The organism is Aeromicrobium stalagmiti, assembly GCF_013283745.1.
Classification (GTDB): Bacteria; Actinomycetota; Actinomycetes; order Propionibacteriales; family Nocardioidaceae; genus Aeromicrobium; species Aeromicrobium stalagmiti.
In genome coordinates this window covers 39,913-62,097 of sequence record NZ_JABSTZ010000002.1, presented here as the reverse complement: position 1 = coordinate 62,097, position 22,185 = coordinate 39,913, and the positions used below count along the sequence as shown (strand labels likewise).

General features: G+C 71.3%; 25 protein-coding genes. 17 read left to right on the top strand and 8 right to left on the bottom strand.

The genetic code is table 11. The annotated features are described in order from the left end of the window. The first annotated feature begins 1 nt into the window (after position 1). The 4 genes from HQK15_RS09355 to HQK15_RS09340 all read left to right on the top strand — a co-directional run bounded on the left by HQK15_RS09355 (position 2) and on the right by HQK15_RS09340 (position 1,734). Positions 2-178, top strand: a complete 177-nt coding sequence (locus HQK15_RS09355) for a DUF6104 family protein (protein ID WP_173491209.1) — start codon at positions 2-4, stop codon at positions 176-178. A gap of 100 nt (positions 179-278) precedes the next feature. Further along, on the top strand, positions 279-449 hold the full coding sequence (locus tag HQK15_RS09350) for a hypothetical protein (RefSeq protein WP_173491208.1): 171 nt from the start codon (positions 279-281) through the stop codon (positions 447-449). Positions 450-482: 33 nt separating this feature from the next. Then, the gene (locus HQK15_RS09345; RefSeq protein ID WP_173491207.1) at positions 483-1,208 is read left to right on the top strand and encodes an AAA family ATPase; all 726 of its coding nucleotides are present in this window, start codon (positions 483-485) and stop codon (positions 1,206-1,208) included. A 43-nt stretch (positions 1,209-1,251) separates the two neighbouring features. Further along, entirely contained in the window at positions 1,252-1,734 is a 483-nt protein-coding gene (locus HQK15_RS09340; protein ID WP_173491206.1) for a hypothetical protein, read from the top strand. Positions 1,735-1,773: 39 nt separating this feature from the next. Here the strand turns inward: HQK15_RS09340 and HQK15_RS09335 are convergent, their stop codons facing one another. The 3 genes from HQK15_RS09335 to HQK15_RS09325 all read right to left on the bottom strand — a co-directional run bounded on the left by HQK15_RS09335 (position 1,774) and on the right by HQK15_RS09325 (position 4,489). Beyond that, complete coding sequence (locus HQK15_RS09335; protein ID WP_173491205.1) at positions 1,774-2,742, bottom strand: zinc-binding dehydrogenase; 969 nt, start codon at positions 2,740-2,742, stop codon at positions 1,774-1,776. An 18-nt stretch (positions 2,743-2,760) separates the two neighbouring features. Then, positions 2,761-3,960: an NAD(P)-dependent malic enzyme gene (locus HQK15_RS09330; RefSeq protein ID WP_173491204.1), complete on the bottom strand. Its 1,200-nt coding sequence runs from the start codon at positions 3,958-3,960 to the stop codon at positions 2,761-2,763. Between the two features lie 133 nt (positions 3,961-4,093). Continuing rightward, positions 4,094-4,489: a hypothetical protein gene (locus HQK15_RS09325; protein WP_173491203.1), complete on the bottom strand. Its 396-nt coding sequence runs from the start codon at positions 4,487-4,489 to the stop codon at positions 4,094-4,096. Between the two features lie 159 nt (positions 4,490-4,648). Between HQK15_RS09325 and HQK15_RS09320 the strand changes: the two genes are divergently transcribed. Further along, complete coding sequence (locus HQK15_RS09320) at positions 4,649-4,900, top strand: WhiB family transcriptional regulator (RefSeq protein ID WP_082530375.1); 252 nt, start codon at positions 4,649-4,651, stop codon at positions 4,898-4,900. A 64-nt stretch (positions 4,901-4,964) separates the two neighbouring features. Here the strand turns inward: HQK15_RS09320 and HQK15_RS09315 are convergent, their stop codons facing one another. Beyond that, the gene (locus HQK15_RS09315) at positions 4,965-6,419 is read right to left on the bottom strand and encodes a sensor histidine kinase (protein WP_173491202.1); all 1,455 of its coding nucleotides are present in this window, start codon (positions 6,417-6,419) and stop codon (positions 4,965-4,967) included. A 47-nt stretch (positions 6,420-6,466) separates the two neighbouring features. Here HQK15_RS09315 and HQK15_RS09310 point away from each other — a divergent pair, with 47 nt between their 5' ends. The 7 genes from HQK15_RS09310 to HQK15_RS19230 all read left to right on the top strand — a co-directional run bounded on the left by HQK15_RS09310 (position 6,467) and on the right by HQK15_RS19230 (position 13,964). Continuing rightward, on the top strand, positions 6,467-7,150 hold the full coding sequence (locus HQK15_RS09310) for an N-acetyltransferase (RefSeq protein ID WP_173491201.1): 684 nt from the start codon (positions 6,467-6,469) through the stop codon (positions 7,148-7,150). Positions 7,151-7,208: 58 nt separating this feature from the next. Further along, positions 7,209-8,126 (top strand): DUF2785 domain-containing protein, encoded by a 918-nt coding sequence (locus HQK15_RS09305; RefSeq protein ID WP_367649124.1) that lies wholly within the window; start codon positions 7,209-7,211, stop codon positions 8,124-8,126. Positions 8,127-8,163: 37 nt separating this feature from the next. Next, the gene (locus HQK15_RS09300; protein WP_173491200.1) at positions 8,164-9,855 is read left to right on the top strand and encodes an acetolactate synthase; all 1,692 of its coding nucleotides are present in this window, start codon (positions 8,164-8,166) and stop codon (positions 9,853-9,855) included. Between the two features lie 45 nt (positions 9,856-9,900). After that, positions 9,901-11,619, top strand: a complete 1,719-nt coding sequence (locus HQK15_RS09295; RefSeq protein ID WP_173491199.1) for an ABC transporter ATP-binding protein — start codon at positions 9,901-9,903, stop codon at positions 11,617-11,619. Further along, positions 11,616-13,400: an ABC transporter ATP-binding protein gene (locus HQK15_RS09290; protein WP_173491198.1), complete on the top strand. Its 1,785-nt coding sequence runs from the start codon at positions 11,616-11,618 to the stop codon at positions 13,398-13,400. The genes HQK15_RS09295 and HQK15_RS09290 overlap by 4 nt, the downstream gene beginning before the upstream one ends. 91 nt (positions 13,401-13,491) lie before the next feature. After that, the gene (locus HQK15_RS09285) at positions 13,492-13,863 is read left to right on the top strand and encodes a thioesterase family protein (RefSeq protein ID WP_173491197.1); all 372 of its coding nucleotides are present in this window, start codon (positions 13,492-13,494) and stop codon (positions 13,861-13,863) included. Positions 13,864-13,889: 26 nt separating this feature from the next. Further along, complete coding sequence (locus HQK15_RS19230; RefSeq protein ID WP_369797015.1) at positions 13,890-13,964, top strand: 50S ribosomal protein bL37; 75 nt, start codon at positions 13,890-13,892, stop codon at positions 13,962-13,964. A 57-nt stretch (positions 13,965-14,021) separates the two neighbouring features. On the opposite strand, the gene rsrA is transcribed toward HQK15_RS19230, so the two are convergent. The 4 genes from rsrA to HQK15_RS09265 all read right to left on the bottom strand — a co-directional run bounded on the left by rsrA (position 14,022) and on the right by HQK15_RS09265 (position 16,470). Further along, a complete protein-coding gene (gene rsrA / locus HQK15_RS09280) occupies positions 14,022-14,291 on the bottom strand; it encodes a mycothiol system anti-sigma-R factor (RefSeq protein ID WP_173491196.1) in 270 nt (89 codons plus the stop codon). Further along, complete coding sequence (locus tag HQK15_RS09275; protein ID WP_173491195.1) at positions 14,288-14,917, bottom strand: sigma-70 family RNA polymerase sigma factor; 630 nt, start codon at positions 14,915-14,917, stop codon at positions 14,288-14,290. Before HQK15_RS09275 ends, rsrA begins: the two co-directional genes overlap by 4 nt. 119 nt (positions 14,918-15,036) lie before the next feature. Then, positions 15,037-15,768 (bottom strand): SOS response-associated peptidase, encoded by a 732-nt coding sequence (locus HQK15_RS09270; protein ID WP_173491194.1) that lies wholly within the window; start codon positions 15,766-15,768, stop codon positions 15,037-15,039. Between the two features lie 48 nt (positions 15,769-15,816). Then, complete coding sequence (locus tag HQK15_RS09265; protein ID WP_173491193.1) at positions 15,817-16,470, bottom strand: hypothetical protein; 654 nt, start codon at positions 16,468-16,470, stop codon at positions 15,817-15,819. A gap of 136 nt (positions 16,471-16,606) precedes the next feature. Between HQK15_RS09265 and HQK15_RS09260 the strand changes: the two genes are divergently transcribed. The 5 genes from HQK15_RS09260 (at position 16,607) to HQK15_RS09240 (ending at position 22,141) form a co-directional block, all read left to right on the top strand. Beyond that, entirely contained in the window at positions 16,607-18,229 is a 1,623-nt protein-coding gene (locus HQK15_RS09260; RefSeq protein WP_173491192.1) for a sigma-70 family RNA polymerase sigma factor, read from the top strand. A 67-nt stretch (positions 18,230-18,296) separates the two neighbouring features. After that, positions 18,297-18,782 (top strand): DoxX family protein, encoded by a 486-nt coding sequence (locus HQK15_RS09255; protein ID WP_173491191.1) that lies wholly within the window; start codon positions 18,297-18,299, stop codon positions 18,780-18,782. A gap of 72 nt (positions 18,783-18,854) precedes the next feature. Continuing rightward, complete coding sequence (aroA, locus tag HQK15_RS09250; protein ID WP_173491190.1) at positions 18,855-20,135, top strand: 3-phosphoshikimate 1-carboxyvinyltransferase; 1,281 nt, start codon at positions 18,855-18,857, stop codon at positions 20,133-20,135. A gap of 31 nt (positions 20,136-20,166) precedes the next feature. Continuing rightward, positions 20,167-21,168, top strand: coding sequence for a ribosome small subunit-dependent GTPase A (rsgA, locus tag HQK15_RS09245; RefSeq protein ID WP_173491189.1), 1,002 nt, complete (start codon positions 20,167-20,169; stop codon positions 21,166-21,168). 49 nt (positions 21,169-21,217) lie between these two features. Further along, complete coding sequence (locus HQK15_RS09240; protein WP_173491188.1) at positions 21,218-22,141, top strand: inositol monophosphatase family protein; 924 nt, start codon at positions 21,218-21,220, stop codon at positions 22,139-22,141. Positions 22,142-22,185: the final 44 nt, after the last annotated feature.

Genomic DNA, 22,185 nt, shown 5'->3' with positions numbered 1-22,185 from the left:
GATGTACTTCACGGATCGCGGGATCGAGGAGCTCCAGTCCAGGCGGGGTGACGAAGAGGTTACCTTCGCCTGGCTGGCGGAGCAGCTCAGCACGTTCGTCGACCTGAACCCCGACTTCGAGATCCCGGTCGAGCGGCTCGCCACCTGGCTCGCCCGCCTCGACGATGACGACGACTGAGCGAGCCCCGCGAGCGGACGTCGTACCAGGTCGAGCGTCTCACGCCGAAGGCGTCGGACTGTCGAGACCACCCACGCTGCACCTCGAGAGGTGGAACCACATGGCCAAGCTGCTGACGTGCCCCTGCGGCACCCCGATCACCGGACGTGACGACGAGTTCGTCGCCCGGGTCGACGCCCACCTCCAGGCCGAGCACGCCGGACGCACCTATCCGGCCGACATGATCTGGGCCATGGCGTCCGACATCGACGACACCGACGTGCTGGACTGACGTCTTGTCGGTGGCGGGTGCCAAGGTGACGGGGTGAACCTCGACCAGCCGCCCGTCGTCCATGTCGACGCCCCCCGGCCCGAGCTCGACCGCAGCGAGTGGCCGGCCACGATCCCGGCCGTCGCCCAGGTGCTCGACGAGGGTCTCGACCTGCCGCACGGGGTCACGTTCCTCGTGGGTGAGAACGGGTCAGGCAAGTCGACGCTCGTCGAGGCCGTCGCCGTGGCCTACGGGCTGTCTCCCGAGGGCGGCACGGCCCACGGACGCCACGAGACCCGGTCGACCGAGTCGCGCCTGCACGAGGACCTGCGGGTCCAGCGGGGCATCGGTGCGGGGCGCTGGGGATTCTTCCTGCGCGCCGAGACGATGCACGGCTGGTACACCTACATGGACGACCACCGCGGCCCGCGCGAGCCCGACTACCACGCGATGAGCCACGGCGAGTCGTTCCTCGAGGTGCTCAAGCGCAAGTTCGACTCGCCGGGCTTCTACTGCCTCGACGAGCCCGAGGCCGCGCTGTCGTTCCGTTCGAGCCTGACCTTGATCCGGGTCCTGCACGACATCGCCGCCGCCGGAGGGCAGGTGCTGTGCGCGACGCACTCCCCCGTCCTGGCCTCGATGCCGGGCGCCCACGTCCTCGAGGTCGGCGACTGGGGCCTGCGTGAGGCGGCGTGGGACGAGCTCGAGCTCGTCCGGCACCAGAAGGCCTACCTCGACGCCCCGATGCGCTACCTGCGACACACGCTCGCCGACGACTGATCCGAGGGCGAGACCGCAGGCCGTGTGGCGGACATCCTCCCCCATGAACCTTCTTCGTCCGGCCGTCACGGCGACCGCCGTCCTGCTGCTCGCCGCCTGCTCGTCGCAGGGCGACGACGACTCCGCTGCGTCACGTGGATCGTCGGACCCATCACCGACCGCGCGAGAGGTCGTGCCCGGACCGGCCGCCACCTGGGACCTCGCGCCGGGCCAGCGCCTGGCCCCCTCCTCCACGTCGTTCACCGCCGACGTCAGCCGTCTCGCCTGCAACAACGGGGTGACCGGCGAGGTCGCCGACCCGCTCGTCGAGATCACGACGACGCGGGTCGTCGTCACGTTCAGCACCGTCGACCCCGACCCGCGGGCCGCCACATGCCCGAGCAACCCGCCCGTGCAGCACGAGGTGCGCCTCGACGTGCCGCTGAAGGGACGCACCCTGGTCGACGGGCGGTGCCTGCCGGGCGGAGCCGCCGAGACGACGCTGATGTGCGACGACGGTGGCGTCCGCTGGACACCCGCGGACTGACCTGGACTGACCGACAGGGCCAGACCTACAGGGTCAGGCCTACAGGGTCAGCACGATCTTGCCGAAGACCGAGCCGTCGATGATGCTCTGCAGGCCGTCCGCGGCCTGGTCCATGGCGATCTCGCGGTCGATCAGGGGGCGGGTGCCGGTGACGTCCATGAACTGCGCGAGCGCGTGCAGCTCGTCGCGGGTGCCCATCGTGGACCCGTGGACGCGCATCTGCTGGAAGAAGATCCGGGTCAGCTCGGCGTGCGACGGGGCGTCGCCCGACGTCGCGCCGGAGATGACGATCGTGCCTCCGGGGCGCATCGACCTGACCGAGTGCGACCACGTCGCCGCGCCGACGGTCTCCATGACGGCGTCGACCTTGCTCGGCAGCCGGGCACCGGACTCGAACGCCTCGTGCGCACCGATCTCGATGGCCTTGGCGCGCTTGTCCTCGTCACGGCTCGTGGCGTAGACGCGGAACCCCGCGGCTCGGGCCAGGGTGATGGCGGCCGTGGCCACGCCACCTCCCGCCCCCTGCACCAGCACGGTGTCGCCCTGCTTGAGCCCCGACTGGGTGAACAGCATGCGATAGGCCGTGAGCCAGGCGGTCGGCAGGCAGGCAGCCTCGGCGAACGACAGGCCCGCAGGCTTGGGGACCACGTTGCGCGTCGGCACCGCGACCTTCTCGGCGAACGTGCCCTGGTGGCGCTCCGAGAGCAGCGACCGCCGGGGATCGAGGGTCTCGTCACCGCGCCACGACGGGTCGCTGATGACGGCGTGCACCAGCACCTCGTTGCCGTCCTCGTCGTAGCCGGCCGCGTCACAGCCCAGGATCATCGGCAGCGACTTCTCGCCGAGGCCGACGCCCCGCAGGCTCCAGACGTCGTGGTGGTTGATCGAGGCCGCCTTGACGGTGACCGTCGTCCATCCGTCGGGGACCTGCGGATCGGGACGCTCACCGACGACGAGGCCGTCGAGCGGGTTGTCGGGGACGATCTGGCCGGCGTAGACGGCGAACATGGAGCTCCTCGGGTCGGATCAGTACGGGCGTCGGGCCAGGCCCTCACGGCGGGCGGTGTCGGTCACCGCTCGCGAGACGGCCGTCGCGACGCGGGGGTCGAACGGCGACGGGATGACGTAGGTCTCGCTCAGGTCGTCACCGACCAGGTCGGCGATGGCGTGCGCGGCCGCGAGCTTCATGCCCTCGGAGATGCGGGTGGCCCGCACGTCGAGGGCGCCGCGGAAGATGCCGGGAAACACCAGCACGTTGTTGATCTGGTTGGGGAAGTCCGAGCGGCCCGTGGCCACGACGCGGGCGTGGCGACGCGCGACGTCGGGGTGCACCTCGGGGTGCGGGTTGGCCATCGCGAAGACGATCGCGTCGGGCGCCATGCGGGCCACGGCCTCCTCGGGCACCGTGCCGCCGGAGACGCCGATGAACACGTCGGCGCCGTCGAGGGCGTCGAAGATCGTGCCGGGACGCGCCCAGCCGGCCGTCTCGGTCGCGATCCACTGCTTGACCTCGTTGAGGTCGTCACGCCCGGGATGGATGACGCCAGCGCGGTCGACGACGGCGATCTTGTGCGCGCCGGCCGACTGCAGGATCTTCATGATCGCCACGCCGGCCGCACCAGCACCGGAGATGACGATCTTGAAGTCCTCGAGGAAGCGGTCGGTGAGCCGCGCCGCGTTGATCAGCGCCGCGAGCGTCACCACCGCGGTGCCGTGCTGGTCGTCGTGGAAGACGGGGATGTCGAGGCGCTCGATGAGGCGACGCTCGATCTCGAAGCAGCGCGGGCTCGAGATGTCCTCGAGGTTGATGCCGCCGAACGTCGGGGCGAGCCGCACGATCGTCTCGACGATCTCGTCGACGTCGGTCGTGGCGAGCGCGACCGGGATCGCGTCGACCCCGCCGAACTGCTTGAACAGGATCGCCTTGCCCTCCATCACGGGCATCGCGGCGGCCGGTCCGATGTCACCGAGACCGAGCACCGCGGTGCCGTCGGTCACGACGGCCACCGTGTTGGAGACCCACGTGTAGTCGTGGGCGACCTCGGGGTCGGCGGCGATCGCCTCGCACACCCGGGCCACGCCCGGGGTGTACGCGAGCGAGAGGTCGTACGCGTTGTTGACCTCGGCGGTCGAGCTGATGCTCATCTTGCCGCCGCGGTGCAGGGCGAACACCGGGTCGTCGGGATCGGGGGCGTTTGTCTGCACGTCGATGTCTGTCGCAACCATGAGTGGGGAAATCCTCGGGAACGTATCCGTACTGGTCCTCGGCACCGATCAGGTTGCCGGCGCGGCATTCGTGCCGCAGATCTGCTGTCCCGCCGGAGCGAGAAGTCACGGGTTGTGCCCGACCTTCAGTCTCTCACACGGAGGACGGACCGCTCAGTGCACGGGTCACCGGAGGCGAGAGCAGCGCCGCCAGCACGATGACCGCCGGGGCCGCCACCAGCGGTGAGAGCCAGGGCGGGTCGCCGCGGAAGTTCCACGCCAGCCCCAGCAGGATGATCTGCGAGAGCACCAAGGGGCTGCGGGCCCAGGCGTCGCCCTCGGTCACGCGCCACGCCGCCCACGCGATGCCGCCGCCGATCACGAGCAGGAACAGCGTGGTCCCCACGCCGAGCCCGACCCGCTCCGACGACACGTCTGCGGCCTCCAGCACGGCCAGCACGAGGAAGGTCAGGGACTCCACGGCGACGACCGCGGCCGCCACCAGCAGGAGAGTTCTGGCCGTCCCGGACGGCCGTCCAGAAGACGTCACGGCGCCAGCGTAGGCACCGTGTGACCGATCCGACAATTCACCGCGTGGCGTTGCCCTTGTAAACCTCCCGAAATATTGAAACCATGGAGTCCAATGCCCGCTGATCAGGACAAACAGTCCTGCCTGTGGGCGCAACACCGAACGGGAAGGAGTGTCCCCATGGACTGGCGCCACAAGTCGGCTTGCCTTGATGAGGACCCTGAGCTCTTCTTCCCCATCGGCAACACGGGTCCTGCCATCTTGCAGATCGAAGAGGCCAAGGTCGTATGCCGCCGCTGTGATGTCCGCGAGCAGTGCCTTCAGTGGGCACTCGAGTCCGGACAGGACCACGGTGTGTGGGGAGGCTTGAGCGAAGACGAACGTCGTACGCTGAAGCGCCGCAATGCTCGGGCACGTATTCGTACTGCCTGAACGTACGCACGTATCGGTGAACCCCGTGGCCTGACGGCCGCGGGGTTCTTTGTATCCGCAGGTCTCAGACGATCAGCGAGATCGCGACGGTGGTGCCGCCGCCGACCCGCGTCTCGAACGCGAGGGTGCCGTCGAGCTCTCCCTCGACGAGGGTCGTCACGATCGACAGGCCGAGGCTGGCCGCGGGGTCGAAACCGGGCGGCAGTCCTGCGCCGTCGTCGCTGACCCGCAGCCGGATCTTGTCGCGGATGCGGTTGACGGCCAGCGTCAACGTGCCGCCGCGCTCGTCGAACGCGTGCTCGGCGGCGTTCTGGATCAGCTCGGTGAGGACCATCGCGAGCGGGGTCGCGCACGACCCGGGCAGCAGGCCGAAGGTGCCGAACCGCTCGGCCGTCACCCGGTTGGCGCCGGCCGGCCCGTCCGACACGTCGAGCACCGTCCGCAGCAGGCGGTCGGCGATCTCGTCGAACTCGACGAAGTCGCTGAAGGACTGGCTGAGCGTCTCGTGGACGAGCGCGATGGAGCCGACCCGGCGGACGGCCTCCTCCAGCGCGGCCCTCGCCTCGGGGTTCTCCATCCGGCGCCCCTGCAGACGCAGCAGCGCGGCCACCGTCTGCAGGTTGTTCTTGACCCGGTGGTGGATCTCGCGGATCGTCGCCTCCTTGGACACCAGCTCGCGCTCGCGCAGCCGCAGCTCGGTCACGTCGCGCAGCAGGATCAGCGAGCCGCTGCGGCGTCCGGCGGCCAGCAGCGGGATGACGCGGAGCAGGAGCGACGCCTGGCCGTTCTCGATCTCGGCCTCGATGCTCTCGTCGCCGCGCAGCAGGCCGCGGGCACCCCGGTCGGTCGGTCGGCGGTCGACGAGCCCGGTCGTGACGTCCCCCAGGTGCGTGCCGACGAGGTCGCCGACGAGCCCCAGCCGCCGGTAGGCCGACATCGCGTTGGGGCTGGCGTAGCGGACCACCCCCGACGCGTCGGTGCGGACGAATCCGTCGCCGACCCGCAGCGAGTCGGCGAGATCGGTGCGGGTGCCCGGCAGGGGGAACTCACCGCGGCGGATCATCTCGGCCAGCTCGCGGGACGCCTCGAAGTAGGCGTTCTCGAGCGTGCTCGCGGTCCGGAGACCCGACTCGGCGCTGCGCCGCGAGATGACCGCGATCGTCCTGGCACCCCGGCAGACGGGGATGACCTCGACCCGGATGCGCGTGCCGTCGTGCTCCTCCTCGACGTGCTCGGCCACCCGCTTGCCGCTCGTCAGCGCGATCTCCAGCTGGTCGCCGCGGCCCGTCGGCACGAACGTGCCGGCAACGTCCTCGAGCAACGTCGTCGGCCCCGTCGTGGGTCGGATCTGCGCCCCCGCCCACATCCCCTTGGACTCCCCGTCCGGCACCCAGAGCACCAGGTCGGAGAACGAGAGGTCGGCGATGATCTGCCAGTCCGTCACCAGGGCGTGCAGCCACGCGACGTCGTCGGCGTTCAGCGACGTCTGGAACTGCGCGATGTCGTCCAGCGAGGGCACGGGTCCATCTTGTCAGCAGCACCTCGACGTCGTGGCACGATGGCGCGATGACAGACGGCCCCGCCCATCCGCTGAGCACCGTGGTGCGGGCGGCCCTCGCCGGTCGGTTCCCTCCGGCCGACGGGCGGGTCGAGCGGCTGCCGGCGTGGCGACCGGCGCTCGAGGCCGTGGTCTCGCTCACCGGCCACGGCTTCCTGTGCCTGGGCGACGGCCGCGCCGTGCCCGACGAGGTCGCCGAGCTCGCCGCCGACGGACGGGGAGGCCTGAGCGATCCGCGCGTCGTCACGGCGCTCGCCGGCGCTCACGTCGGTCGCCACGACATCGACTCCCTCGACGTCCTGCTGGTGGCGGCGGGCACCTCGGTCGCCGCCGCCGGGCATCGACTCGTTGCCCGCTCCGAGAAGACCGGCCACCCGCGGATCGACTTCGCCCGCAGGCTCCGCGACGACGTCCGGGCCTACGTCCCGGCTCAGCAGACCGGTGACGACGACGTGCTCGTGATCCTGGCCACCGGGCTGGCCGGGCTGACCGAGATGTCGGTCGAGGTGGCGGCGAGCCGGCAAGGGGCGGGGGCGGCGACGAACGCGATCCGTGCGGCGCTGTCCGAGGTGCCACCCGGCGAGCCCGTCGTCGCGATGGTCGCCCCCGGCAACGCCGCCTCGCTGCGCGCGTTCCTGCGGGCCGGGTTCACGCCGATCGGCTCGGCGCAGGTGTGGCACACCTCCGGCTAGCTCCGGACGTGTGTCGCACGGGTTCAGCTCAGCGCGCCGTGCGTGGCACGATGGCACGGTGTCTGAGGCGTACTGGCAATCGGTGATGCAGAGCGGGATGGACGTCCCCGCCGACCGCGGCCTCGACGAGTGCACCGTCGAGCTCGTCGAGATGCTCGGGCACCCCAATCCCCGCACCCGCGAGGACCTCGCCTATCCCCTGCTGACGACCTGGATCACCCGCGGGGTCTACGACCAGCTGCTCAGCGGGCTCGGCGACGGCATCGCCCCCGGGCTGCGCTACGGGCTCGGGCACGACGGAGACGTCTCAGTCATGCGGCGGTCCTACAGCGCCCTGATGCTCGCGGAGATCATCGGGCGCGACAACAACGAGCACCTCATGACGTCCGCCTCCGTCCTCGACTGGGGCGACCGGGCGACGGCCTGGTACGTCCGCGAGCAGGACCACCGCGGCTGGATCCCCGAGCAGGGCTGGGCCAACTCGATCGCGCACGGGGCCGACCTGCTGGCCGCGCTGGCACGGTCGCGCCACTTCGGCCGGCTCGAGCTGACGGTGCTGCTCGACGTCATCGCCGACCGGGTGCTGACGCCGACCGCCTACATCTGGCGCCACGGCGAGGAGGATCGCCTCGCGTACGCCGTCATGACGCTGCTGCACCGCAACGAGCTCGACCCCAGCATCGTCGAGCCGTGGCTCGCCCGCCTCGGCGAGGGCATCAAGCCCCCGCGCACCCGCGGGCACCTCGAGGCTGAGTGGCCCTCGCCGGGCGTCCGCAACACGTCATCGTTCCTGCGCGCGCTGCACCTGCAGCTCGCGCTGGGCGTGCAGGGCCGCGACGACCTGCGCTCCGACGCCGAGCTCTTCGCCGAGCAGCCGGCCCACCGCGCCGACCTCCTGCTGGCCGTGCTCGACCAGATCAGGGCCGAGCAGCCGTGGCTCTACCGGCCGACGACACGGGCGCGTCCCCTCGGCTGAGACCCGTCGCTGCCTACCGTCCAGTAACGTGCGTCACATGACGACTGAACCCACCGACCAGGGCGAGACGACCGCCGCTGCCCCGCCGCACGGCGGCATCCACGCCTTCGACGTGGCCCGCGCCCACGGCGTCGAGACCATGTTCACCCTCTCCGGCGCCCACGTGTTCCCGATGTACGACGCCGCCGTCAAGGCCGAGCCGGCCATGCCGATCATCGACGTCCGTCACGAGCCGACGGCCGTCTTCGCCGCCGAGGCGATCGGCAAGCTGACCCGTACGCCGGGTCTCGCCGTCCTCACCGCGGGCCCGGGCATCACCAACGGCGTCAGCCCGGTCGCCCAGGCGAGCTTCTCCGGCTCGCCGCTCGTGGTGGTCGGCGGGCGCGCGCCCAACAACCGCTGGGGCACCGGCAGCCTGCAGGAGCTCGACCACCCGCCGATCTTCTCCACGATCTCCAAGTCGGCGACGACGGCGCACACCGTGGCCGACATCGCTCCGACGATGGACGAGGCCTTCACCCTGGCCGGCTCGTCGCATCGCGGCCCGACGTTCGTCGACGTCCCGATGGACGAGTTCTTCAACAGCGCCCCCGCGACCTTCACGTCGCAGGGCAGCACGACGGCCGCGATCGAGCCCGACGCCGACGCCCTGCGTCAGGTCGCCGGGCTGCTGGCCTCGTCGCAGCGCCCCGTGCTGGTGCTCGGCACCGACGTGTGGGCCGACCGCGCGGAGGAGGCCGCCCTGCACTTCGTCACCGAGACCGGCATCCCCGTCATCGCCAACGGCATGGGCCGCGGCCTCGTCCCGGGCGGTCACCCGCAGCTCGTCACGAAGGCGCGGTCGACGTCGTTCAACCAGGCCGATCTCGTCATCGTCGTCGGCACCCCGCTGGACTTCCGCCTCGGCTACGGCATCTTCGGCGGCAAGGACGGTGCGACCCCGGCCCGGACGGTGCACCTGGCCGACTCCCCCGGACAGCTCTCGGGCCACGCTGCGCTCGCCGGCTCCGCCAGCGGCGACCTGACGTCGGTGTTCACCGGGCTGCTGTCGGCGCTGCAGTCAGCACCGGGCAGCAAGCCGGACTGGACGCCGTGGCTCAGCACGCTGCAGACCGAGGTCGCCGCCGCCACGGCCCGCGACCAGGAGCTGCTGACGGCCGAGGCCGACCCGATCCACCCCGCCCGCATCTACGGCGAGCTGCTCCCCCGCCTCGCCGACGACGCCGTCGTGATCGGCGACGGCGGCGACTTCGTGTCGTTCGCCGGCAAGTTCGTCGAGCCGAAGCGGCCCGGCGGATGGCTCGACCCGGGGCCGTACGGCTGCCTCGGTGCCGGCATGGGCGCGGCGATGGCCGCCCGCATCGCCCGCCCGTCCAGCCAGGTCGTGCTGCTCTACGGCGACGGCGCCGCGGGCATGTCGCTGATGGACGTCGACACGCTGGTCCGTCACGACCTGCCGATCGTCATGATCGTCGGCAACAACTCCGCGTGGGGCCTCGAGAAGGGCCCGATGCAGTGGCTCTACGGCTATGACGTCGCGGCCGACCTGGCGCCGCACACGCGCTACGACCAGGTGGTCACGGCGCTCGGCGGTGGCGGCGAGATGGTCACCGACCCGAAGGAGATCGGACCGGCGATCGACCGGGCGTTCGCGTCGGGCGTCCCCTATCTCGTCAACGTGATGACCGACGTCGACGCGGCCTACCCGCGCGCGACCACCGGCATCTGACCCTCGGGGTGACAGGCAGTCACCGGGTGAGGTTACCCTTACCCGGTGCCTGTCGTCCCTGATCCACCACGGACCGCGGCTGCACTCCTTCGCCGCGGCATCCGCCGCCATCGCGGCCCTCTGCTCGGCTGCTACGCCCTCGTCACGACGTGGCTCCTGTGCGAGGCCCTCGTCCCCGTGGTCATCGGCGTCATCATCGACCGAGCTGTCGCCACGGGTGATGCTGTCGAGCTCGCCACGTGGGGCGGAGCGCTGGTGCTGCTGTTCGCGGTGCTCAGCTACTCCTACCGCTGGGGGGCGCACCTCGGCGTCGGCGCGCTGCAGCTGGAGATGCACCAGCTGCGGGTCGAGGTCAGCGAGCACGTGCTGGGCCCCGACGGTGCACGCACGGGCCTGCTGCCCGGCGAGACGCTGTCACTGGCGACCTCCGACGCCGAGACGATCGGCGAGTTCCTGTGGGACGTCGGCTACACCCTCGCCGGGCTCGTCGGCGTCGTCCTCAGCGCAGTCGTGCTGTTCAGCATCGACGTCGTGCTCGGCGTCGTCGTGCTCGTCGGCGTCCCTCTCGTGCTCGTGGTGATCCAGGTCGTCACGCCCCTGATCGCCCGCCACACCACTGACCAGCAGGCCGGCATCGCCACGGCGACCGGGTTCGCCACCGACCTGGTCAAGGGGCTGCGGCCGCTCAAGGGCGTCGGGGCCGAGGACGTCGCGATCACGCGCTACCGCCGGCACAGCGCATCGGCCCGCGACGCGAGCATCCGCACCGCCCGCTCCGTCGGCTACATGCACGGCCTCACGGCGACGCTCAGCGGGCTGTTCCTCGCGCTCGTCGCCTGGCTCGCCGGGACGCGTGCGCTCGAGGGCAGCATCACCATCGGCGAGCTCGTGGCCATCGTCGGCCTGACCCAGTTCCTCGCCGAGCCCATCGCCGGCCTCGGCCAGACGAGTGCGCAGACCGCGCAGTCGTTCGCGTCGGCGCGTCGGGTCGTCGACTTCCTGCACACGCCACCCCTCGCGACCCACGGCTCTGTCGTCCTGGACGATCCCCGACCCCGTCTCGAGGTCTCGTCGGTGACCACCGGCCCGCTGCGTGACCTCGGGTTCGCCCCGCAGGCGGGAGAGCTGGTCGGGATCGTGGTCGACGACCCGATCAGCAGCGACACCCTCGTGCGACTGCTGCGCGGCGAGGTGCCGGTCGCCGACCGCAGCGGCGGTCACGTGATGCTCGGCGGGCACCCGGTCGACGACCTCACGATCGACTCCCTGCGCACCGCGGTCGTCGTGAGCCAGCACCACGTCGACCTGTTCGAGGGCACGCTGCGGTCGGCCATCGACCCCGACGCAGCGCTCGACGAGGCAGAGCTCGACGAGGTGCTCTCGGCGTCAGCCGCCGGCGACGTCGTCGCGCTGCACCCCGACGGGTTGCAGCAGCCCGTCACCGCAGGAGCGGCCACGTTCTCCGGCGGCCAGCGGCAGCGCATCGCCCTGGCCCGGGCCCTGGCGACCCGCGCCCCGATCCTGGTCCTGCAGGACCCCACCAGCGCCGTCGACGCGATGACCGAGCAGCGGATCGCCGACGGCGTGCGGCGGCTGCGTCATCACACCGGGTCCGAGCGCACGACGGTCGTCATCACCTCGAGCCCGGCGATCCTCGCCGTCGCCGACCGGGTGCTGATGATCGGCGAGGGACGGCTCCTTGCGAGCGGGACGCACCACGGCCTCGCGCTCCGTGACGACTACCGCGAGACGGTCCTGCGATGACCCGCCACCTGCTCCCGATCGCGAGCCGCCGCGACACGAGCCGTCTTGCCGCCGCCCTGCTGCGTACGCACCGGTGGCCGCTGCTCGTGGCCGCTGCCGCCTTCGTCGTCGCGGGCCTCGCCGGACTGGTCGCCCCGTGGGTGCTCGGCGACATCGTCGACACCGTCACCGGCGACGGGCCGACCTCCCGGGTCCGGGACGGCGCGGTCCTCATCGCCCTCGCGGCCGTCGTCGCCGGCGTCGCGACGTCGCTGTCGGTGACCTTCCTGGCCAAGGCCGGCGAGCCCGCCCTCGCAGAGCTGCGCGAGCAGGCGCTCGACCGTGCGCTGCACCTCGACAGCATCCGCCTCGAGGAGGCCGGTGCCGGCGACCTCCTGTCCCGCATGGGCGACGACGTCCGCGCAGTCGCCCAGTCGCTCACGCGGATCATCCCGCTGCTCATCGGGTCGTTGGTGGCGGTCGTCTTCACCGCAGGCGGGCTGTTCGCCCTCGACTGGCGCCTCGGCCTCGCCGGCCTCGCGTCGGCCCCGTTCTACGCCCTGGGGCTGCGCTGGTACCTCCCGCGGTCGGGCCCGTACTACCGGCGTGAGCGCATCGCACAGGGCGAGCGCGCCGAGGTGCTGGTCAGCGGCCTGCAGGGGGCGTCGACGCTGCGGGCGTTGTCGCGTGAGCAGGCGCAGATCGACCGGATCACCCACCACTCTCGCCACGCCATGACCATCACGCTCGACGTCTTCAGGCTGCTGACCCGCTTCGGGGCACGGACCAACCGGTCCGAGCTGATCGGCCTGAGCCTCGTGCTCGGCACCGGGTTCCTGCTCGTGCGCGACGACCTCACCACGGTCGGCGCCGTGACAGCCGCTGCGCTGTACTTCCACCGCCTGTTCAACCCCATCGGCGCCCTGCTGATGATCTTCGACGACATCCAGTCGGCCGGCGCGTCGCTGGCCCGACTGGCCGGGGTGGCCCTCCTCGATCCGACGCCGCCACCTCGCGAGGCGTCGCCGGTGACCTCAGGCGCCTTCGAGCTGAGCGGCATCAGCCACGCCTACGTCGCGGGGCGGCCGGTGCTGAGCCACGTCACCCTCACGGTCGCCGACGGCGAGCGCGTGGCCCTGGTGGGCGCGACCGGCGCCGGCAAGAGCACCCTCGGCGCGATCGCGGCCGGGCTCCTCGAGCCCACCTCGGGGCATGTCCGCATCGGTGGCATCGACCTCGCGACGCTCGACCCGTCCCACGTCCGCGCCGGCATCGCCCTGGTCACCCAGGACGTCCACGTGTTCTCCGGCACCGTGCGCGACAACCTGGACCTCGCCCGACCCGGCGCTGACGACACCGACATCCGCTCGGCGCTGGCGACGGTGCGCGCCCTCCCCTGGGTCGAGGCACTGCCCAGTGGGCTCGACACCGTCGTCGGCGACCACCGGCACCCCCTGACACCGGCGCAGGCCCAGCAGCTCGCCCTGGCCAGGGTGCTCCTGCACGACCCTCTCGTCGCGGTCTTCGACGAGGCCACCGCAGAAGCAGGCTCGTCAGGAGCCCGTGAGCTTGAGGACGCGGCGACCGCCGTCACGCGCGGACGGACGTCCCTCGTCGTCGCGCACCGACTGACCCAGGCACAGTCGGCCGACCGCATCGTCGTGATGCACGAGGGTCGCATCGTCGAGGAGGGCAGTCACGCCGACCTTGTCGGCGCCGGCGGTCGCTACGCGGACCTGTGGTCCGCCTGGTCCTCCCCCGCCGCTGACGAGACCTTGACGGCCCCTCGACGAGACCTTTAGCGCCCTGGGAGGGGCGCCAACCCTCTCCTCGAGGGGCCGGAACGCTCTCCTCGGGGGGCGGTAAAGGTCTCGTCAGCGTTAGGGTCGGGGGATGGAATCTGCCTCCGTCACGCACGTCGTCACCGATGCCGACACGGCTCGCGCGCTGGGGTCCGGCGACCTCGACGTCCTGGCCACGCCACGGGTGCTCGCCTGGCTGGAGGAGGCGACCTGCGCCGCCCTCGACCTGCCCCCGGAGCAGACCAGCGTCGGCACGCGCGTCGAGATCGAGCACCTCGTCGCCAGCCCGGTGGGCGCCACGGTCACCGCGACCGCCACCGTCGTGCACACCGACGGTCGGCTCGTGCGCTTCCAGGTCGTCGCGCTGGACGCCGCCGGAGCCCTGCTCGCCAGCGGCGAGGTACGCCGCGTGGCCGTCGACCGGGAGCGATTTCTGTCGCGGATCACGCCTGTGGGAGACTGAGGCGTCGACTTTCGAGGAGGAACACCATGGGCAAGACTGGCCGCAAGCGTCGTGCACGCCGCAAGAAGGGCGCCAACCACGGCAAGCGCCCCAACGCGTGAAACCAAGAAATCCCCGTCCACCGGACGGGGATTTCTTCGTTGGAGCAGCTGATGCCGTCAGCGCGCCTTCTGCTCGGTGATCGTGACCTGAACCGTGCGGATCGACATCAGGACCTTCTCGCGCAGCGGCTCGGGGGCCACCTCGGAGCAGGACCGGGACACCAGGCTCTTGACCACGCGCTCGAGGTCGTACTCGGTCAGGCACGTCGTGCACTCGTCGATGTGGGTCTGGATCTCGGCGCAGCTGGCGGTGTCGATCTCCTGGTCGATGAACAGGTAGAGGTTCTCGAGCGCCTTCTCGCAGTCAGGTCCGTCGCAGTTGCTCATGCCTTGTCACCCACTCCGGTCACGGCCATGCCACGGTCACGGGCGTAGTCGGCCAACATCTCGCGGAGCATACGACGTCCGCGGTGCAGTCGGGACATCACGGTGCCGATCGGCGTGTCCATGATCTCGGCGATCTCCTTGTAGGGGAAACCCTCGACATCGGCGAGGTAGACCGCGTAGCGGAAGTCCTCGGGCAGCGCCTGCAGCGCGTCCTTGACGTCGCTGTCGGGCAGGTGCTCGAGCGCCTCCATCTCGGCGGACTTCAGGCCCGACGAGCCGTGCGACTCCGCCCGCGCGATCTGCCAGTCCTCGATCTCGTCGGTGACCTGCTGCGGCTGACGCTGCTTCTTGCGGTAGGAGTTGATGTAGGTGTTGGTGAGGATGCGGTAGAGCCAGGCCTTGAGGTTGGTGCCCGGCTTGAACTGGTGGAAGGCGCTGAACGCCTTCGAGAAGGTCTCCTGGACGAGGTCCTCGGCGTCGTGCGGGTTGCGCGTCATGCGCAGGGCAGCCGAGTAGAGCTGGTCGAGGAAGGGCAGCGCGTCGGCCTCGAAGCGGGCCTGCTGCTGCTCCGGGGTCTCGGTCTCCCGTGCGTCGGGGATCTCAGGGTTATCAGCGGTGACTGTCATCGCCTCCCAGCCTACTCCCGGAGTCGGACGGGGGCGGAGTGGTGTGATCGACGAGTCAGTCCGTGTGGCGTGTGTCAGCATCTGTCCTCCTGCGCTGTTCAACCGCGGGAGGGGTGCTGCTATTCCGCGGGGAGCGGCACGATCAGCTCGGGCCCGTTGTTGCGGACGTTGTTGACCGCCGTCGACACCGCGAAGGCGTCGAGGCGCCCCGGAGCAGCAGGCACGAGCAGCCCCAGGAGGTCGTCGGCGGAGCGCGGCGACGGGTCGAGCCACGCGTCGTACGCATCGGGCGTGAGGAACAGCGGCATGCGCTCGTGGACGTGCCCCAGCGCGTCCTCGGCCGTGGTCGTGAGGATCGTGTAGCTGACGACCCACTCGTCGGCCTCGCGGTCCTTCCAGAACTCGTAGAGCCCGGCCATCGCGAGCACCGAGCCGTCCTTCGGGGTGATGTAGAACGGCTGCTTGGCCGGCTTCTTCTGGCCCTCGACAGGCTCTGGGGCGTACCACTCGAAGTAGCCGTCGGCCGGCACGAGCGCGCGGCGTCGGGCGAACGCCTTCTTGAACGCCGGCTTCTCGGCCACGGTCTCGGAGCGGGCGTTGATCATCCGGCTGCCGATCGACGGATCCTTGGCCCAGCTCGGGATCAGGCCCCAGCGGGCGGTCAGGAGCTCACGCTGCGGCGGCGCCGACTCGGGCGTCTCGTCGCACCGGCGGCCGATCACGACGGGCGCGAGCTTGGTCGGGGCCATGTTGTAGTCGGCCTCGAGCTCGACGAACGAGTTGGCGAGGTCGATCTCGAACGCCTGGTGGAGGGTGGCCGAGGTCTGGGTCGTCGCGTAGCGCCCGCACATGCGTCCAGCGTGCCACAGGGCACCGACACGTGGCTGCGGCCCGAGGGGCTACTCGCAGAGGCCGGCCAGGACCTGCGCGACGCCGTCGACCGACGCCGGCAGCTGCTCCACCCACAGGCGCGACTGACCGTGCTCCCCCACGGCCCGGTCGAGCAGCATCGCCAGCAGGCTGAGGGTGATGTCGTCGGTGCGATCGCGTGCCACGAGCGCCGCGAATCGTCGCGGCGTCAGCTGGGCCACCGTCTCGTCGCCTGCGAACACCGACCGCAGGATCTCCGCGACGTGCAGCGCACGCAACGACAGCTCCAGCTCGTGGCCCACGTGCGACCGCGGCAGCTCCACGACCACGACCGCGGTCGAGTCGGACGCACGCCCACCGACGTTCTCCGCACCGCGATAGATCTCGGCGAGTCGCGACCGGACGTACGGCACGGTCGCCAACGACGTCAGCGGGTCCTCGCACGAGATGTCCGCGTGCCGCACCAGGGCCCGCTCGGCCCAGGCGACCGCGGCCGCGCGGGTCGCCGCGAAGGATGGCTGGTCCGGGGCGAAGGCCCGCTCCACGTGGTCCAGGACCTCGTGGAGCGGGACGCCCCACTGCGCTGCACTCGCTCCCACCTCGTGTGCAACGTCAACCACGTCCGATGCGCCCTCGCGGACAGCGTCGCGCAGGAGGTCGAGGTTCGATCCCGAGCTGGACATTCGACACTCCTCTCGCAGTCGGACAGGAAGGAGACGGATGACCGGACGCCGCATGACGCGATTTCGTGAAGAAAGTTCTCGACGTCATTCGTGACCGGATCATGGCTGAGTCGTTGGTGGGAGCGGAGGCCACGACGTGTCAGAACAGCTCAGCACCAGAGCCGAGTCGAGCGACGCCGATCTCATCTCTGCCGTCCGCTCGGGCGACACCGATGCGTACGGCGAGCTCTTCGGACGACACCGCGATGCCGCGATGCGCATGGCCCGCCAGCTGGTCCGCGGTCCTGATGCCGACGACCTCGTCGCCGAGTCGTTCATCCGGGTGCTGTCGACGCTGCAGGACGGCAAGGGGCCCGACGAGTCCTTCCGCGCCTACCTGCTGACGTCGATCCGCCGCCTGCACATCGACCGCATCCGCGCCGGCAAGCGCGTCCGCAGCACCGATGACGAGGCCGAGCTCGACCGAGCCGTCGAGTTCGTCGACCCGGCCGAGATGCGGTTCGAGCAGGGCGCCGCTGCGGCGGCCTTCTCGTCGCTGCCCGAGCGGTGGCAGCTCGTCCTGTGGCACCTCGACGTCGAGGGGCAGAAGCCCGCCGACATCGCCCCCCTGCTCGGCATGAGCGCCAACAGCGTCTCGGCGCTCGCCTACCGGGCCCGCGAGGGCCTGCGGCAGGCCTATCTGCAGGGGCACCTGGCCCCGACGTTGCACGAGAGCTGCCGCAAGACGACAGGCCTGCTCGGCGGGTACGTCCGCAAGGGCCTGTCTGCCCGCGACACCGTCAAGGTCGAGGACCACCTCGACGGCTGCAGCCGCTGCACGGGTCTCTACCTCGAGCTCGCCGAGGTCAACTCCAACCTGTCGGGCATCCTCGGTCCGGCCCTGCTGGGCACGGCGTTCACCGGCTACGTCGCGGCGGCGGCCGGTGCCACGGCGATCGGGGCGGGCGCAGGAGCCGTGGGGCTTAAGCTCGTCGCCGCCCAGGCCGCCAAGCTCGTCGTCGAGCCGGTCAAGATCGCCGGATCGGCCATCGCGGGGGCAGGCACCCAGGGAGTGGTCGCCGCAGCCGTCGTCACCAGCGTCGCCGCGGCCGGCACCGTCGCCGTGACGACCGACTTCGGCACCACGGCCAAGGAGCAGCCGATCGTCTCGGCAGCCCCGCGGGCCGAGGTGCCCACACCGTCGCCCGAGGCCCGAGCGACCGCCGAGCCGGCACCGACCCCCGACCCCACCCCCAGCGTGGAGCCGACGATCGAGCCCACGATCGAGCCGACCGTCGAACCGACGGCCGAGCCGACTCCGGAGCCGACTCCGGAGCCGACGTCCGAGCCGGCGACCGAGCCACCGGCGGCCACCCAGCCGCCGCCCGAGCCGATCGTGCCCACCGACTACGGCATCGGGGCGTACGTCATCACCAACGACGACACTCTTCTGCAGCGCCGGTTCACGATCCCCGTCACGGCCGCCACCTCCGGGCGGGCCGCCGACCAGGCGGTCACGATGACGATGCAGTTCACCCGGCGGGTCCAGTTCCGCGGTGTCGTCAGCCCGGGCTGGGACTGCGGCGGCGCGGTCCGCAACCAGCGCCTCACGACGCTGACCTGCACCACGACCCTTCCCGCCGGCGAGGGGACGACCTTCGTCGCGAAGGCGCGCGGCCTGCGCCCGTCGGGCACCATCACCGTCACGGCCGCCGACGACCCGCAGCCCACCAACAACAGCGTGGCGTTCCGATCCGCGCCCTATCTCCTGCTGCTCTGACCGCTGCCCGGGCCTCCGTGGCCCCGGCGCGACTTGCCCCCGGGAGCGGGTCGGGTATGAATGATCCATGACCCTCTTGCGTGCGGTGGCCCGTCCGATGCTGGCGTCGATGTTCGTCTACGGCGGCGCGATGGCCCTGAAGAGTCCCGGCCCACGGGCCCAGAAGGCCCAGCCCACGGCCGACCTCATCAAGAAGGTCGCGCCCGAGCTGCCGGTCAACGGCTCGAACCTCACCCGTCTGAACGGCGCCGTCCAGCTGGCCGGCGGACTGGCCCTCGCGACTGGACGCTTCCCCCGCATCGCCGCGTTCGCGCTCGCCGCTACGCTGCCGCCGACGACGGTCGCCGGCCACCGCTACTGGGACGAGACCGACCCCGCGGCCCGCGCCAACCAGCGGATCCACTTCCTCAAGAACATGTCGATGACCGGCGGGCTGCTGATGGCGACGCTCGACCCCGACCCGCACAAGAAGTTCATCGGACGCCGCGCCAAGGACAAGGTCACCGAGGCGGCGTCGTCCGTCGCGGACCAGCTCGACCACATCCGCAGCTGACCACCGCAGGTTTTCGGCGCGAGGGGCAGGTTTGCGCAGGGACCGCGCCGAGCCGCCGATAGGCTGGGGCCGATGACTGCTCCGCTGCCCTGGCTCGCCCCCCACCGTGACACGCCCTTCTCCGGCGAGGTCCTCGTCCCCGGGTCCAAGTCGCTGACCAACCGCGTCCTGATCCTCGCCGCGCTCGGCGACGGCCCGTCGGTCGTCACCCGGCCCCTCGGATCCCGCGACACCAACCTCATGGCGGCGGCACTGACGACGCTCGGCACGACGATCGAGCGCGACGGCATGACCTGGACCGTGACCCCGCCCAGCAGCACGAGCGATGCGCCGGCGACGGTCGACTGCGGGCTGGCAGGCACCGTCATGCGGTTCGTCCCCCTCCTCGCCGCGCTGGGCCACGCACCGGTCACGTTCGACGGCGACGAGCACGCCCGGGTGCGCCCCATGGCGACGACGATCGCGACCCTGCGCAGCCTGGGCGTCGAGGTCGACGACGGCGGACGCGGCTCGCTGCCCTTCACCGTGCACGGCACCGGCCACGTCGCCGGTGGCACCGTCGAGATCGATGCCTCATCCTCGAGCCAGTTCGTCTCCGCCCTCCTGCTGGTCGGCGCCCGGTTCGGCCAGGGGCTCGACCTGCGCCACACCGGCACCACCCTGCCCTCGATGCCGCACATCGAGATGACCGTCGCCGAGCTGCGGCGTCGCGGTGTCCGCATCGACACCGACGAGCCCGACCGCTGGGTCGTCCACCCCGGGACGATCGACGCCCTCGACGTCGAGATCGAGCCCGACCTCTCCAACGCCGGCGTCTTCATCGCCGGAGCGCTGGTCACCGGCGGCGACGTCCGCATCCGCAACTGGCCTGCCGACACCGACCAGGCCGGCGACGCCTGGCGCGACATCGTCCCCGCCTTCGGTGGCACCGTGCGGCAGGACGGCGACGACCTCCTCTTCGCCGCCGGGCCAGAGCTCACCGGGGTCGATCTCGACCTGCACGACGTCGGCGAGCTGACGCCGGTCATCGCAGCCATGGCCGCACTGGCCACCACGCCGTCCCGCCTCACCGGCGTCGCCCACCTGCGCGGCCACGAGACCGACCGCCTCGCCGCACTGGTCACCGAGATCAACCGCCTGGGCGGCGACGCCGAGGAGCTCGAGGACGGGCTGCTCGTCCGCCCGCGGCCGCTGCACGCCGACACGTTCCGCACCTACGACGACCACCGCATGGCCCACGCCGGTGTCGTGATCGCGCTGAAGGTGCCCGACCTCTACGTCGAGAACGTCGTCACCACGATCAAGACCTACCCCAACTTCGCCGCCGTCTGGGAACGTCTGATGACCCGATGAGCGAGCTCGGTCGAGCGTCGGACGTGGCCCCGTGAACCGGCAGGACGACGAGCACGCCCGGTTCGAACGGCCGCGCCGCCACACCCGTCCACGCACCAAGGTGCGGCCCAACTACGACGACGCCGACACCGCGCGGGTCGTGACGATCGACCGCGGCCGCTACACCGTCACCCTCGACGCCGCGACCGGCTCGGCCGCCCGGACCATCACCGCGATGAAGTCCCGCAACCTCGGTCGCAAGGGCGTCATCGTCGGTGACGAGGTGCGCGTCGTCGGCGACGTCAGCGGAGACGAGGGCTCCCTGGCCCGCATCGTCGAGGTCACCCCCCGACGCACCGTGCTGCGTCGCACCGCCGATGACGACGACCCGATCGAGCGCATCATCGTCGCCAACGCCGACCAGCTCGTGATCGTCGCCGCGCTGGCCGACCCCCCGCCCCGCGCCGGCCTCATCGACCGCTGCCTGGTCGCGGCGTTCGACGCCGGCATGGAGCCGCTGGTCTGTCTCACCAAGGCCGACCTGGGCTCTCCCGACGAGATCCGTGCGATGTTCGAGCCGCTCGGGGTCCGTGTGGTCGTCACCCGCCAGGACGGCGACCTCGAGTCCGTGCGCGACGTCCTGCGCGACCGCACCAGCGTCCTGGTCGGGCACAGCGGGGTGGGCAAGTCCACCCTCGTCAACGCGCTGGTGCCCGACGCCCACCGCTCCGTCAGCTATGTCAACGCCGTCACCGGACGCGGCCGCCACACCTCGACGTCGGCGATCAGCCTCGAGCTGCCGTTCGGCGGCTGGATCATCGACACTCCCGGCATCCGCTCCTTCGGCCTGGCCCACGTCGAGGTCGACGACATCATCAAGGCGTTCCCCGACCTGCAGGACGCCGCGCGCGACTGCCCCCGCGGCTGCCTGCACTCGGCCACCGAGCCGGAGTGCGCCCTCGACGTCGCGGTCGCCGACGGGACGCTGGCGACGGCACGGGTCGAGTCGTTCCGCCGCATCCTCGCCAGCCGCGACCAGAAGGACGACTACTAGGGGTGTGCCGACCGGCGTTTCGCGCTGCCAACGCCGTACCCTGAGGGCCATGGCTCACTCGTACAACGACGACCTGCGCCTCGCCCACGTGCTCGCCGACAACGCTGACAACCTCTCGATGGACCGCTTCGGCGCCATCGATCTCGAGGTCGACACCAAGCCGGACATGACGTACGTGACCGAGTCCGACCAGGCCGTCGAGGCTGCCGTCCGGCGCACCCTCAAGTCCGCCCGCACCCGCGACGTCGTCCTCGGCGAGGAGCAGGGCGAGGACGAGGGCTCCAACGGTCCCGGCGGACGTCGCTGGATCATCGACCCGATCGACGGCACGTCCAACTTCGTGCGCGGCGTGCCCGTCTGGGCGACGCTCATCGCGCTGGAGGAGGACGGCGAGATCGTGGCGGGGTGCGTCTCGGCCCCCGCGCTGGGCCGCCGCTGGTGGGCCAGCAAGGGCACCGGCGCCTACACCGGCAAGTCCCTGATGTCGTCGCGCGAGATCCGCGTCTCCCAGGTCTCCGACCTCGAGAGCTCGTCGTTGTCCTACGCCTCGCTCGGCGGGTGGGACGCGATCGGCAAGGGCGATGCGTTCGCCGCCCTGATGCGCCGCTGCTGGCGCACCCGGGCCTACGGAGACTTCTGGTCCTACATGCTGCTCGCCGAGGGCGCTGTCGACATCGCGGCCGAGCCCGAGCTGAAGGTCTGGGACATGGCCGCGCTCGACATCATCGTGCGCGAGGCCGGCGGGACCTTCACGAGCCTGGCCGGCGCTCCGGGGCCGTGGGGCGACAACGCGCTCGCGACCAACACCCGGCTGCACGACGCCGCGATGGCCTATGTCGGGCACTTTCCCGACCAGGGCCCGCCCGACCAGTCGTGGACCGACGAGCCCGAGGACGACGACTGGGCTCCGCCGGAGCCCGACAACGTCCGTGCCTTCGAGTTCACCCGGGAGCCGGCGGACGACGCCCCGTAGCCTCTCGGCCCTCGCGCCCGGGGTGTGACCGGGGTTACAGTGCG